Source organism: Clostridium sp. MCC345, assembly GCF_018785345.1.
In the GTDB taxonomy this organism is placed as follows: domain Bacteria; phylum Bacillota; class Clostridia; order Lachnospirales; family Anaerotignaceae; genus Anaerotignum_A; species Anaerotignum_A faecicola.
Map to the genome: position 1 here is coordinate 125164 of NZ_WQPP01000060.1, position 12783 is coordinate 137946.

A 12783-nucleotide genomic window follows, 5' to 3' on the forward strand; every position below is an offset into this window, starting at 1 on the left:
TTCTCCTTTTCTTGAATGTCGTTTTTTCGCACCATAGATCTTCAACTTCGCCTGCAAGCCTGTCCCTTCTTGCAAAAAAAGTTGGAAATCTATAGTGCCTCCTACTCGTTTCTTGCTTTTTAAAAAGAAAGGGAGGATTGGCTCCTCCCTTTTTCTGTCATCTGTAAATTACTTTCTCAGACCCAGTTCTGCAATGATTGCACGGTATCTTTCGATATCGATTTCCTTCAGGTAGTTCAGCAGACCTCTTCTCTGACCAACCATTTTCAGCAGACCACGTCTGGAGTGGTGATCCTTCTTGTGCATTTTCAGGTGGTCTGTCAGCAGAGAGATTCTTGCTGTCAGCAGTGCGATCTGAACTTCGGGAGAACCTGTGTCGTTAGGTGTTCTGCCATATTTTGCGATGATTTCCTGTTTGTTGATTGTTGCTGCCATTGTTGTTTTCCTCCTTAAAAACCTTATGTTTTTTTATTTCTGTATCCCCAAAGACTAAGTAATGGTCGGAGTGTCCGGAAACTGAGTCTCGGTTTTACAACATTAGTATCTTACCATACGAAGCCCATCTTTGCAAGGAAAATTCAAGGAAATTACGCAAGTTTCCCAAGAAAAGCAGGCTTTTTTTCGATTTTCACGCCTTTATTTTTCCTGCTCGCTTCTCCAATGTGCATACTCCGCAGAGTGAAAATAGGCTCTCGCCTGCTCCGCATTGATCGCAATTTGCCTTTGCAGCTCCTCCACACTGGGAAATTTCTGTTCACTGCGCAGGAATTTATAGAAAAATGTCTGTAGCTGTTCGCCGTAAATCATTTCATTGAAATCCAGTAAATACGTTTCCACAATCTTCACTGTGCCGTTTACGGTAGGGTTTTTGCCGATATTTGTCACACCGTAATAATATTTCCCCTTATATAAGGTTTTTGTTGCATAGACCCCATTGGGCGGGAACAGCTTGAGCGGATGCGCCTCGATATTTACCGTAGGGAAGCCGATGGTTCTGCCCAGCTTTTTCCCTTCCTTTACTGTACCAAGGATAAAATAAGGCACCGTCAGCATCTGGTTTGCTTCTTCCAGATTCTTTTCCAGAAGGCATCTGCGGATACGGGAGGAGCTGACTCTCTCATCCCCATGCAGCACCTTCGGCACACCGATAACCTTAATGCCGCGTTCTGCACCAAGGCGCTTCAGCATTTCATAATTGCCTGCCGCGCCCTTGCCAAAGCGGTAATCCTCCCCGACCACCAGCACCTGGCATTTCAGCTTTTCAAAAATCAGCTTCACTGCAAAGTCCTCAGGGTCCATCGCCGCAAAGTTCATATCAAAGGGATATTCAATATAAATATCAATGCCCATCTGCTCCATCTGGAATTTCTTTTCCGAAGGGTCAACGATTAAGGCAAAATCTTCTTTTCTTTGAAAGACAAACATCGGGTGGGGAGAGAAGGTAAATACCACGCTTTTCAGCCCCTCCTCCTCCGCAAATTGTTTTGTCAGATTGATCAGCGAACGATGCCCCTGATGCAGACCATCAAAGTTCCCCAGAGTCACAGCCGTCGGCTCGCTCTGCTCAATTCGCGTGTCAGTAATATGTTCCATTTTTTTACTCCTTTTACAAGTATAAAAATCCTTGCTTTATACCAGCATTTTAAACGGTTTGATGTAAAAATTCGTTTCTTCTTTTTTCAGCGTATACAGTCCAACAAGGTGATTCTCAAAATCGTAAACCGCTGCGATTTCATCCTCCTGCAATGCCTTCGGCTGCTTTGTAAAATATTTTTCCTGTATTTTTCCGCCGTTATAGAGCAGCTTGGTTGAGCCTTCCGCAATTTTTATCACAGGAAAGTCTCTGAGCGCCTCCTGCATCGTCAGCAGTGCCTCCTCTGCTCTCTCCTGCTCCGCCAGTGCCTTCAAATCATCCAGCTTTATGGCGTTTTCCAGAGAAAAGCTGCCTGTTGCTGTCCGCAGCAATTCCGCCATGTGTCCGCCACAGCCCAGTGCCTTGCCGATATCGGCGCAAAGCGTGCGGATATATGTCCCCTTCGAACAGTCAATGTCCATCTCCACTCTGTCTGGCGGCAGAAATCTGCGAATCCGAATATCATACACCTCAATGGTGCGCGCCTTTCGTGCAATCTCCTTGCCCTCTCTGGCAAGCTCATACAGCTTTTTCCCATTCACCTTCACTGCGGAATACATCGGCGGCACCTGCTCCAGTCTGCCGATAAAGGCTGCCACAGCCGCGCGGATTTTTCCCTCATCAAACACAACCGCCTTTGTCTCCAGAACCTCGCCCGAAGCGTCCTCCGTCGTTGTGGTCACGCCTAAGCGGAGCATGGCGCGGTAGCTTTTTCTGCCATCCATAATGACATCCGAAAGCTTGGTTGCCTTGCCCACGCAAACCGGCAGAACGCCCTCCGCATCGGGGTCAAGCGTGCCGGTATGCCCCACCTTTTTCATGTGAATGGTTCTGCGAACAATCGCAACCACATCATGGGAGGTGAATCCCTTTTCTTTGTAAATATTGAAAATACCGTCCAAAAAACAGTACCTCCTTAAATTCTTTTTTACAGCATTTTTTCCACCTCTGCCAGAACCATTTCCTTGGCTTTGGCAATGGGTGCGGAAATGGTACAGCCTGCCGCCTTCACATGACCGCCGCCACCGAATTTCTGCGCCAATGCGCATACATCATAGCCGTCATTGCCGCGGAAACTGCCCTTTACATCCGTTTCCGTCTTTTCGTAGAAGAAGCAGGCCACCTTTGCGCCCAATACGCCCTTCAGATAATTGATGATGGCATCCAGCTCCTTACTGCTGCCGCCCAGCTCCGCAATCTCCGCCGCCGTAATCTGAGAGCAGACCACATCGCCGCCAAACAGCAGCTCTGCATTGCTCAGGGCTCTGCCCATCAGCTTTAATTCCGAAAAGCTGCGGCTGTCGAAAAAGCGGTTATAAATCTCCGTAAAGGGAATCCCGTACCCCATTAGGGCCCCTGCAATCTGCATGGTTTCAGGGGATGTAGAGGAATGACGGAAGCCGCCTGTGTCATAAATCAGTCCGGCATAAAGCCCAGCCGCCTCTGCCGCCGTCATGGGCAGTCTGTTTTCCAAAAGCTGAAACACAATCTCACTGGTCGAGGAGGCCTTCGCCGCCACATAATTCAGCTCTGCGAAATAGGTGTTGCTTTCGTGGTGGTCAATATTGATTTTCTTCGCTGCTTTTTGGAAAATTTCCGCCGCATCCCCCAAGCGTCCCTCGTCACCGCAGTCCAGTACGAGAAACAGCTCAGGAAGCCTTGCATCCTCTGCCGCACAGACCAGATGTCCATTCGGAATCAGCTGATATTTATCCGCATATTTTTCCAGAATGACCTGCACCTGCTTCCCTGCCTTTTCCAGTGCGCCGCCGAGTGCCAGACATGCGCCGATGGCATCCCCATCGGGGTTGGTGTGTCCTGCCAGCGCAATCGTTTCCGCCGACAGAACCCATTCCATGATTTCATCAAAAGAGTTGTTTGCTTTTTTCATTCTGCATCTCTTTCCTTGCGTTCCTTATCAATTTTGCTGAACAATTCATCCATGTGGATGGCATATTCTGCGGATTCGTCCAGCTTAAAGCGCAGCTCAGGGGTATAGCGCAGGTTAATTCTCTGCGCAATCAGTCGGCGAATAAAGCCGCCTGCGTTCTGCAGCCCCTTCATTACATTTTCCTTATCCTTTTCGTCACCCAGTACAGAAACATAAACCTTGCAGTATTTCAAATCCTGCGTCGTTTCCACACGGATCACGCTTGTCATCACACCAATGCGAGGGTCCTTCAGCTCTGCCCGGATAATCTGGGAAAGCTCCTTCATAATCTCGTCATTGATGCGAGAAAGTCTGTTATTTGTTTTCATAATCTCTCACCTTTTATTTCAAAATTAGCGAGGTACCTCTACCATAGTGAAGGCTTCGATCCAGTCGCCCTCCTTCACGTCATTGAATTTCTTGAACACCAGACCACATTCATAGCCTGCTGCAACCTCTTTTACGTCATCCTTGAAGCGTCTCAGGCTTTCCAGATCGCCTTCATACACAACGATACCGTCACGCACGATACGAACCTGACAATTTCGCACGAATTTACCATCCTTTACATAGCTGCCGGCAATCGTACCAACGCCGGATGCCTTAAAGATCTGGCGTACCTCTGCATGACCCAGAACCTTTTCTTCGTAAATGGGGTCAAGCATACCCTTCATGGCAGCCTGAATATCCTCGATTGCGTTATAGATAACACGATACAGACGGATATCCACCTTTTCCTCATCCGCAAATGCCTTTGCCGCAGGCTCAGGACGCACGTTGAAGCCGATAATAATCGCATTGGATGCGGATGCCAGAAGCACGTCGCTTTCCGTAACCGCACCAACGCCGCCATGGATCACGCGCACGCGTACCTCCTCGTTTGTCAGCTTTTCCAAAGACTGACGCACTGCCTCTACAGAGCCCTGTACGTCCGCCTTTACAATAATCCCCAGCTCCTTCATGTTACCACTCTGAATCTGGTTGAACAGGTCATCCAGAGATACCTTCTGGGGTGTCTGGCTAATCAGTGTTTCTCTGTTCTTTGCGATAACGCTTTCCGCAAGCTGTCTTGCCTGCTTTTCGTTTGCCGCTACATAGAAGCTGTCACCTGCCGCAGGAACCTCAGAAAGCCCCAGAATCTCAACAGGAGTGGAGGGGCCTGCGGATTTCACGCGTCTGCCCTTATCATCTGTCATCGCTCTGATTCTCCCGTATGCAGGGCCTGCAACCACAGGATCGCCCACACGCAGGGTGCCGCTCTGTACCAGTACGGTTGCAACAGGGCCGCGCCCCTTATCCAGCTGTGCTTCGATGATAGCACCTCTTGCCTTCTTGTTGGGGTTTGCCTTCAGCTCCTTCATTTCTGCTGTCAGAATAATCATTTCCAGCAGGTTATCAATGCCTTCCTTCGTGTGTGCAGATACAGGAACGCAAACGGTTGTGCCGCCCCAGTCCTCTGCCAGAAGACCGTATTCTGTCAGTTCCTGCTTTACGCGGTCGGGGTTTGCGGAGGGCTTATCCATCTTGTTGATGGCAACGATAATTTCAACGCCTGCTGCCTTCGCATGGTTGATTGCTTCTACTGTCTGGGGCATTACACCGTCATCCGCCGCAACAACCAGAATCGCGATATCTGTAATCTGCGCGCCGCGCATACGCATTGCCGTAAATGCCTCGTGACCGGGTGTATCCAGGAAGGTAATGGGCTTGCCGTCAATCTGAACGGTATATGCACCGATATGCTGTGTAATGCCGCCTGCTTCGCCCTTTGTTACGCTGGAATGACGGATGGCATCCAGCAGAGAGGTTTTGCCGTGGTCAACATGCCCCATTACAACAACAACGGGCGGTCTTTCCTCCAGCTTGGATTCATCCTCTTCCTCCTCTGCGCCAAAGGCTTCCTCCATGATATCCTTTTCTTCCTCCTGCTCCAGAATCACGTTGTATTCCTCTGCGATGGAAGCCGCGGTATCAAAATCCAATGTTGCATTGATGGCAAGCATTTTGCCCTTTTTCATCAGATTCATAACCAGATCGGAGCCTTTTTTGCCCAGAACCTCAGCCAGATCCTTTACGGTAATGCTTTCGGGAATATATTTGATAACGGGATCTGCGTTTGCTTCCTCCGCCTCCAGTGCCGCCAGCTCTGCCATCAGCGCTGCTTCCTCCTCCATTTCACGTCTTCTGCGCTCCATGGGGTTTTCTCTTACCTTCTGACCGTTCTTGTTGCCCTTTTTGTCTTTTTTGTCCTTGCCTTTATTGTTGTCCTTCTTGCCCTGCTGCTGTGCGCCCTTGTTATTCTGACCGCCCTGCTTGTTATTATTATTATTGTTATTATTATTGCCCTTTCCCTGCTTGCTTTCGTTTCTGTTTTCGTTGCTTCTGCCTTCGTTTCTGTTGTCCTTTTTCTGTGCAGGTCTGTTGCCGTCCTGTCTGCGGTCATTTTCCTTTTTCTGCCCATCCTGCTTCGGCTGATTCTGCTTGGGCTGGTTCTGCTTGGGTGCATCCTTTTTCGGTGCATCCTTTTTGGGTTCCTCCTTCTTCGGCTGATATAACGCCGTCACCTTTGCGGCTTCTTCCTCTGTCAGCATTGCCATGTGGCTTTTTGCTTCAATGCCGATGCTGTTGATTTTTGCTACTAAGTCTTTATTGGCAACGCCAAGCTGCTTTGCCAGTTCATAAATTCTGATTTTGGACATTCCACAACACCTCGTCTTTCTCGAAAATCAGCCTTCACCGACCTTCGTTCTATTCTCTATATTATCATCCGCAAGCTCTTTCAGTTTTTTTGCAAAGCCCTTTTCTGTAATCGCAATAATGGAGCGCATTTCTGCGCCAATGGCTCTGCCCAGTTCTTCCTTGGTTCCGATTTCTGCCAAGGGCAGTTCATAATACACTGCGGAATTTGTAAATTTCTTTTTTGTATTCTTCGATGCATCCTGCGCTAAAATGAGCAGAAATGCCTGTTTTTTGCGCACCGCCTGTTCTGCGGCCACCTCGCCTGCAACAAGCTTTCCCGCCCGCTTGCAAAGCCCCAGAAGGGAAAAAAATTTATTCATTGGTCTGTTTCTCCAATTCTTGAAGCAGCTGCTCATACACTTCCTTCGGCACAGCCACCTTAAAGGAGCGCTCCAGCCCCTTGGATTTCTGCGCCTTCGCCAGACATTCCGCATTGGGACAGATATATGCACCGCGTCCGGGCAGCTTTCCCGTACGGTCTAAGGCAAATTCGCCTGCATCATTTCGTACAATGCGAATCAGTTCCTTTTTATTTTTCATTTCCTGACAGCCGGTACATTTTCTGAGAGGTACTTTTCTTTGCTTCATATACTCTCCTCCCTCTTACGCTTCTGCTTCGCCTTCTGCCGTTTCCTCTGTCGCTGTTACATCTTCCTCTGCTGCTTCTTCTACAGCCTCATCTACTGTTTCTTCTGCCGTTGTTTCCTCCGCCGCTTCTTCCGTTACGGGGTCTTCTGCTAAGAAGTTTGTTTCTCTTGCCTGTGTTTCACTCTTGATATCGATTCTCCAGCCTGTCAGCTTTGCGGAAAGTCTTGCATTCTGCCCTTCCTTGCCGATTGCCAGAGAAAGCTGATGGTCGGGCACTACGATTTTCGCGCTCTGCTCTGCTTCGTTCAGCGCAACCTCCAGAACCTTAGAGGGGCTGAGTGCCGCCGCAATAAATTCCTTGGGGTCCTCGCTCCAGTTGATCACATCAATCTTTTCGCCGCCCAGCTCGCTTACGATTACATTGACACGGTAGCCATTCTGCCCAACACAGGCACCCAGTGCATCCACGTTTTCATTCTTGGAATAAACGGCAATCTTTGTTCTGCTTCCGGCTTCTCTTGCAATGCTCTTGATTTCCACTGTACCGTCATGTACTTCGGGCACCTCCTGTTCAAACAGACGCTTTACCAACTCAGGATGTGTTCTGGAAACAAAAATCTGAGGGCCCTTTGTGGTCTGCTTTACCTCCAGTACATACACCTTAATGCGATCCATAAAGTTATACTGTTCGCCGGGAATCTGTTCGTTTGCGGAAAGAATCGCATCAATCTTGCCCATCTGCACGATAACATTTCTGCGTTCCTTTCTCTGTACGATGGCAGTTACAACCTCTCTTTCCTTTGTAATGTACTGGTTAAAGAGAATTTCTCTTTCTGCCTCGCGGAATTTCTGTACCACCACCTGCTTTGCGGTCTGTGCGGAAATTCTGCCGAAGTCCTTCGGTGTTACCTCCAGATCCACCACATCGCCAACCACATAGTTGGGGTTCAGCACTCTTGCCATTTCCAGAGAGATTTCCAGCTGCGGATCTTCCACAGGGCTTGCAACGGTTTTCTGCGCATAGCAGGCAACATTGCCGGATTCTCTGTCGATAACCACCTTAATATTCTGGCTTGTGCCGAAGTTTTTCTTGCATGCAGAAACCAGGGATGCCTCGATTGCCTCAAATACAACTTCCTTATCAATACCCTTTTCCTTTGCAACCAGATTCAGCGCATCCAAAAATTCTTTACTGTCCATTTTCCAAATTCCTCCCTTAGCTTAAAAAATAACTGCCAATCTCACGCTGGCGGTATCCTTCTGCTCAAATTTCACTACGTTTCCGTTTTCCTCCTCGATGGAAAGCACGCCGTCTTCCAATCCCAGCAGCCTGCCCTGATACTGCTTGCTGCCGTCCTGCGCCTTATACAGCTTCACATCAATGATTTCTCCCTGATATTTCACAAAATCCGCATCCTTTTTCAGCGGTCTGTCGATACCGGGAGAGCTTACCTCCAAAATATAGGCCTGCTCGATGGGATCTTTTTCATCCAGCTTCACCTCAAGCGCACGGCTGACCGCTTCACAGTCATCAATATTTACGCCGCTGTCCTTATCAATATAAACACGCAGATACCAGTTTACGCCTTCCTTTACAAATTCCAAATCCACCAGTTCCAGCCCCTTTTCTGCAATAATCGGCTCCAGAATGGGCAGCACCTTTGCTTCTGTATTGTTTGGTTTCGCCATTTTTACACCTCTTTTTCGTTTTTCTTTTTCCGTCTTACAAAAATCTGATTAGGGCTTTCCCCCTACAATAACAAAGAGCGGGTTGTTCTACCCACTCTTTTCACCAACGTTTATAATCATTACTTTGTATTACTATACCACTTCTTTCCTTTGTTTGCAAGGCTTTTTCAGAAAATTCCCTCGCAGCGCTCCGAAGCCGTGCAAGAAATTCCCTTTAGCCCAAATACATGCTCAGCTCCTGAAATCTTTCACTGTCATTCTTAACAGCTTCCTCCTTCTTCTCGCCGTTGGCATATTCCACTAGAAATCTCGTTTCCGCTTCCGTGCCGTCCAACAGCCTTACACTGACGATGGTCGCGCTCAATTCCGCCTGCATGGTAAAGCCCTGCATCCTTTCGGATTTTCGCACACGCTCCGCCGTTCTCTTTTCCTGCAATTTCTTAAAAAGGGACATCTCTTTCTCCTTCCGACCCGTCACTGGCTTACTAATAGCTTTTTGCGGTGTTGATGCCGATGGTAGCCGAGCTTTCCTCCCATGTCACGCCCATATCCAGCAGCTTCGCCAGATCGCGCAGCTTATAATAGGTATAATCGTTGATGGTATAGGCACTCACACTCTTTCTTTCCCCATCGCAGTATAGCTTTGCAGTAGAGGTTGTGCCATAGGTATCGCCATATCTGCCTGCCGCGCCGCTCACAGAGGAGGAATACGGCACACCACGGAACAGCTCAATCGCCTGCTTGCTTTCGTCCCAGTAGGTCTGAAACTGCTTCGCTGTCCCATTTACCGCACCTGCAACATCGCGCAGCTTAAAATAGGTATAATCGTCAATCGTGTATGTCTGGAAATCCACCGCCTTGCCGTTCACCGTTACCTTTGCCCTGCCTGCGTAGGCATATTTCTTTTCAATCGTAACAGGTGCTTCCGGTTCGGTCGGGGTGGTCGGTTCTGTCGGTGTTGTTGGCTCTGTCGGTTTTGTCGCTGTCTGATAATATGCCTTCACCGCATCCGCACAGCCCTGTCTGTTGTTCAGCAAATCCCGCAGACTGAAGAACATACTGCCGTCCACGTTGTACTTTTCATTGACCTGCATTTCCTGTGCAATCTCCTTCGCAACGGAATCCTTGTAAATCCCCTGTCCGATATAAAGCTTTACGTCAGTCCCCTCGACCACGTCGCTCCACCATTTCACCAGTGTCTCATAATCGGCATAGGCATTGCCCTGCTCCCAGTAAATCTGCGGTGTAATGTAATCTACCCAGCCTTTTTCTACCCATTTTTTCGCATCTCCGTAAACCGTATAATAGCCTTCGGAGCCGCGTGTTGCGGAGCCCGCCTCGTCAGAGGTGCTGTTTTTCCAGATTCCCATCGGGCTGATGCCGAATTCCACAGAGGCTTTTGTATTTTTAATCGTCTGATATACCTTTTTGATTAACGTATCCACATTGTCGCGGCGCTCCTGCGCCACTGCGCCTTCCCTTGTTTCGCCCTCAGGCAGGGGATAATTGGAAGGATAGAAATAATCATCAAAATGGATGGCATCCACATCATATTTTTCCACAACCTCTTTTACCGTATCGCAGATATACTGCTGTACCTCCTCATTCGCAGGGTCATAATACATTGCCCCGTTGTAGGTCAGAATCCAGTCCGGATGCTTTCTTGCCATGTTGTCCGCAGAAAGTGCGGATACATCCGTTCCGGATGTCGTAATGCGATAAGGGTTCATCCATGCGTGAAATTCCATGCCGCGCTTGTGTGCTTCCGCAATCATGAACGCCATCGGGTCATAGCCGGGATTTGTCCCCTGCGCTCCTGTCAGCACAGCGCTCCATGGATTCAGATCGGACTGATACAGCGCATCCCCCTTCGGGCGCACCTGCACCACAACCGTATTCAAGCCCAACGCCTGCGCCTGCTCCAGCTTCTGAATAAATTCATTCTTCTGCGTTTCTGCATTATTCGTTGTAGAAGGATAGTCCGCACTGTATACCGTTGAAATCCAGACAGCACGCATCTCCTTCGCATCTGCCGCAAAGGCCTCCTGCGCCCCGATGCTTACCACGCCAAGCACACCGCATAAAATGCCGGTACATATTTTTTTCAAAAATCGATTCATTTTTTCACCTGATTCCTTTGTTTTCCCATTTGGTTTTTATTTTATATTGTACCACAAAAATACAATGAAAAATATTACAAAAACTTTAATCTTTTCTTTTGCAAAAGAGATTGCATAAATCCTTTATTTGCATTAAGATAGAGAGAAACTATTGTTCCATAGAAAATACAAAAGATACGAGGTGACTTTCTGATGAGATACGGACTAATCGGAGAAAAGCTGGGACACAGCTTTTCTAAAATCATTCATGAACAGCTGGCGGATTATACCTATGATCTGATTCCCTTAACAAGAGATGAATTGGATGCTTTCCTGCGAGAAAAGCAGTTTTCTGCCTTAAATGTAACCATTCCCTATAAGGAAACGGTTATCCCTTATCTGGATGAGGTAGATAGCCGCGCGCAGAAAATCGGCGCAGTCAATACGGTTGTCAACAGAAACGGCAGGCTTTGCGGCTATAATACGGATTTTTACGGTTTCCGTTATCTGCTCCAGAAAAACGGTATTGATGTTGCCGGTAAAAAAGCATTGGTTCTGGGTAAGGGCGGCGCGTCCAAGGCTGTCATTGCCGTTCTGGAAGAATTGGGTGCATCCGAAATTATCACCGTATATTATAAGGAATATCCGGAAACCGTCACCTATGCAGAATGTTATAAAAATCATGCCGATGCAAAAATCATCGTGAATACCACTCCTGTCGGAATGTATCCGAACTCCGATGACTGCCCCATTGATTTAGACCGCTTCACCGCGCTCGAAGGCGTTGCGGATGTTGTCTATAACCCCCTGCGTACCCAGCTTGTTCTGGAGGCGGAAAAGCGTGGGATTCGTGCCGCAGGCGGTCTGGAAATGCTCGTTGCACAGGCAAAATATGCCGTAGAAATCTTTCTGGATACCCATCTGGAGGATGCCCGCATTGCCGAAATCAATACGCCCCTCTTAAAGGAACGCTCCAATCTTGTTCTGGTTGGCATGAGCGGCGGCGGCAAAAGCACGATTGGCAAAAGGGCGGCAGAAAAGCTGGGCAAAGGCTTTGTCGATACCGATGATTTGATTATCGAGCGCATCAAAATGCCCATTGCCGAATTCTTCGCAAAGGAAGGAGAGCCCGCCTTCCGCGAAATCGAAACAAAGGTCATCCATGAGGTTTCTTCCCGGAATAACCTCGTCATTGCCACAGGCGGCGGCATCATCAAAAACCCCCTGAATGTCGAATACCTTAAGCGCAACGGCAGACTCATCTGGCTGAAACGCGATGCAGACCTGCTCCAGACGGGCAACGGCAGACCCCTTGCCCCCGATCAGGCGGCGGCACAGAAGCTTTATCAGGAACGCCTGCCCCTTTATACCGCGGCGGCAGAAGCCATCGCAGAAAATAACGGCACCTTTGAAGAAGGTCTCTCAGCTGTCCTGCAGTGCTATGAATCCCTTTTGAAATAAAAAATTTCTGCATAAAAAATCCCCTTCCTTTCGGAAAGGGATTTTTTATTAGTTTAGAGGGGTGTAATAAAATGAGTTTTTGAGAGTTTTTTGAAAATTTCTGAGTTTTTATGAGTTTTATCTTCTGTGTTCTGTTTCGTTTCCTTTTTCTTTGGTGCTTCTATCATTCAGCCTGATGATGTCTTTCGTCAATGTCATTTACGGGAGGCTCCAGTCCATCAATGACAATATTGTTCTTCTGTGCATAATCCCACAGAGCGGCACGCAGCGCCTCCTCTGCCAGACAGGAACAGTGTACCTTTACGGGAGGCAGACCGTCCAACGCTTCCATGACTGCTTTATTGGTTACCTCCAATGCTTCCTGAATACTCTTGCCCTTTACCAGCTCTGTCGCCATGGAGCTTGTCGCAACTGCGGCACCACAGCCAAAGGTTTTGAATTTTGCATCAACGATTTTGCCATCCTCAATTTGCAAATATACCTTCATGATATCGCCGCATTTCATATTGCCGACCTGTCCAACGCCGCTTGCGTTTTCAATTTCGCCTACATTTCTTGGGTTCATAAAATGATCCATTACCTTTTCGCTATATTCCATTTCAAAGTTCCTCCTTGGTGTTCCAATTTATATGAATGTCTAAAGT

Annotated in this window: 14 protein-coding genes; 1 reads left to right on the plus strand and 13 read right to left on the minus strand. The window is 48.2% G+C overall.

Annotated elements, in window-relative coordinates:
• Window positions 1-168: 168 nt before the first annotated feature.
• The 12 genes from rpsO to GPK49_RS10125 form a co-directional block, all read right to left on the minus strand.
• Window positions 169-435 (minus strand): 30S ribosomal protein S15, encoded by a 267-nt coding sequence (rpsO, locus tag GPK49_RS10070; protein ID WP_016407708.1) that lies wholly within the window; start codon window positions 433-435, stop codon window positions 169-171.
• Window positions 436-636: 201 nt separating this feature from the next.
• A complete protein-coding gene (locus GPK49_RS10075) occupies window positions 637-1593 on the minus strand; it encodes a bifunctional riboflavin kinase/FAD synthetase (protein WP_118581872.1) in 957 nt (318 codons plus the stop codon).
• Between the two features lie 36 nt (window positions 1594-1629).
• Entirely contained in the window at window positions 1630-2535 is a 906-nt protein-coding gene (gene truB / locus GPK49_RS10080; protein ID WP_215677675.1) for a tRNA pseudouridine(55) synthase TruB, read from the minus strand.
• Between the two features lie 26 nt (window positions 2536-2561).
• Window positions 2562-3524, minus strand: a complete 963-nt coding sequence (locus tag GPK49_RS10085; protein ID WP_118581878.1) for a DHH family phosphoesterase — start codon at window positions 3522-3524, stop codon at window positions 2562-2564.
• Window positions 3521-3892 (minus strand): 30S ribosome-binding factor RbfA, encoded by a 372-nt coding sequence (gene rbfA / locus GPK49_RS10090; RefSeq protein WP_016407704.1) that lies wholly within the window; start codon window positions 3890-3892, stop codon window positions 3521-3523. The genes GPK49_RS10085 and rbfA overlap by 4 nt, the downstream gene beginning before the upstream one ends.
• Window positions 3893-3916: 24 nt before the next feature.
• Entirely contained in the window at window positions 3917-6262 is a 2346-nt protein-coding gene (infB, locus tag GPK49_RS10095) for a translation initiation factor IF-2 (RefSeq protein WP_118581895.1), read from the minus strand.
• Between the two features lie 27 nt (window positions 6263-6289).
• On the minus strand, window positions 6290-6622 hold the full coding sequence (locus GPK49_RS10100) for a L7Ae/L30e/S12e/Gadd45 family ribosomal protein (protein ID WP_215677677.1): 333 nt from the start codon (window positions 6620-6622) through the stop codon (window positions 6290-6292).
• Complete coding sequence (gene rnpM, locus GPK49_RS10105; protein WP_016407701.1) at window positions 6615-6890, minus strand: RNase P modulator RnpM; 276 nt, start codon at window positions 6888-6890, stop codon at window positions 6615-6617. Before rnpM ends, GPK49_RS10100 begins: the two co-directional genes overlap by 8 nt.
• A 15-nt stretch (window positions 6891-6905) precedes the next feature.
• On the minus strand, window positions 6906-8090 hold the full coding sequence (nusA, locus tag GPK49_RS10110) for a transcription termination factor NusA (RefSeq protein ID WP_016407700.1): 1185 nt from the start codon (window positions 8088-8090) through the stop codon (window positions 6906-6908).
• A gap of 21 nt (window positions 8091-8111) precedes the next feature.
• The gene (gene rimP, locus GPK49_RS10115) at window positions 8112-8579 is read right to left on the minus strand and encodes a ribosome maturation factor RimP (protein WP_215677679.1); all 468 of its coding nucleotides are present in this window, start codon (window positions 8577-8579) and stop codon (window positions 8112-8114) included.
• A 214-nt stretch (window positions 8580-8793) separates the two neighbouring features.
• Complete coding sequence (locus GPK49_RS10120) at window positions 8794-9033, minus strand: hypothetical protein (RefSeq protein ID WP_215677681.1); 240 nt, start codon at window positions 9031-9033, stop codon at window positions 8794-8796.
• 31 nt (window positions 9034-9064) lie between these two features.
• The gene (locus GPK49_RS10125) at window positions 9065-10699 is read right to left on the minus strand and encodes a family 10 glycosylhydrolase (RefSeq protein WP_215677683.1); all 1635 of its coding nucleotides are present in this window, start codon (window positions 10697-10699) and stop codon (window positions 9065-9067) included.
• A 192-nt stretch (window positions 10700-10891) separates the two neighbouring features.
• On the opposite strand from GPK49_RS10125, the gene GPK49_RS10130 reads away from it, so the two are divergent.
• Window positions 10892-12139: a shikimate kinase gene (locus GPK49_RS10130; protein ID WP_215677685.1), complete on the plus strand. Its 1248-nt coding sequence runs from the start codon at window positions 10892-10894 to the stop codon at window positions 12137-12139.
• A 163-nt stretch (window positions 12140-12302) separates the two neighbouring features.
• Here the strand turns inward: GPK49_RS10130 and nifU are convergent, their stop codons facing one another.
• Complete coding sequence (gene nifU / locus GPK49_RS10135; RefSeq protein WP_016407695.1) at window positions 12303-12737, minus strand: Fe-S cluster assembly scaffold protein NifU; 435 nt, start codon at window positions 12735-12737, stop codon at window positions 12303-12305.
• Between the last annotated feature and the right edge of the window lie 46 nt (window positions 12738-12783).

Excerpts from the sequence above, each read along its gene's own strand:
- GPK49_RS10125 (WP_215677683.1), bottom strand. The coding sequence starts at position 10,699 with ATGAATCGATTTTTGAAAAAAATATGTACCGGCATTTTATGCGGTGTG.
- rpsO (WP_016407708.1), bottom strand. The coding sequence starts at position 435 with ATGGCAGCAACAATCAACAAACAGGAAATCATCGCAAAATATGGCAGA.
- infB (WP_118581895.1), bottom strand. The coding sequence starts at position 6,262 with ATGTCCAAAATCAGAATTTATGAACTGGCAAAGCAGCTTGGCGTTGCC.
- rimP (WP_215677679.1), bottom strand. The coding sequence starts at position 8,579 with ATGGCGAAACCAAACAATACAGAAGCAAAGGTGCTGCCCATTCTGGAG.
- GPK49_RS10120 (WP_215677681.1), bottom strand. The coding sequence starts at position 9,033 with ATGTCCCTTTTTAAGAAATTGCAGGAAAAGAGAACGGCGGAGCGTGTG.
- nifU (WP_016407695.1), bottom strand. The coding sequence starts at position 12,737 with ATGGAATATAGCGAAAAGGTAATGGATCATTTTATGAACCCAAGAAAT.
- GPK49_RS10130 (WP_215677685.1), top strand. The coding sequence starts at position 10,892 with ATGAGATACGGACTAATCGGAGAAAAGCTGGGACACAGCTTTTCTAAA.
- rbfA (WP_016407704.1), bottom strand. The coding sequence starts at position 3,892 with ATGAAAACAAATAACAGACTTTCTCGCATCAATGACGAGATTATGAAG.
- nusA (WP_016407700.1), bottom strand. The coding sequence starts at position 8,090 with ATGGACAGTAAAGAATTTTTGGATGCGCTGAATCTGGTTGCAAAGGAA.
- GPK49_RS10085 (WP_118581878.1), bottom strand. The coding sequence starts at position 3,524 with ATGAAAAAAGCAAACAACTCTTTTGATGAAATCATGGAATGGGTTCTG.
- GPK49_RS10100 (WP_215677677.1), bottom strand. The coding sequence starts at position 6,622 with ATGAATAAATTTTTTTCCCTTCTGGGGCTTTGCAAGCGGGCGGGAAAG.
- rnpM (WP_016407701.1), bottom strand. The coding sequence starts at position 6,890 with ATGAAGCAAAGAAAAGTACCTCTCAGAAAATGTACCGGCTGTCAGGAA.
- GPK49_RS10075 (WP_118581872.1), bottom strand. The coding sequence starts at position 1,593 with ATGGAACATATTACTGACACGCGAATTGAGCAGAGCGAGCCGACGGCT.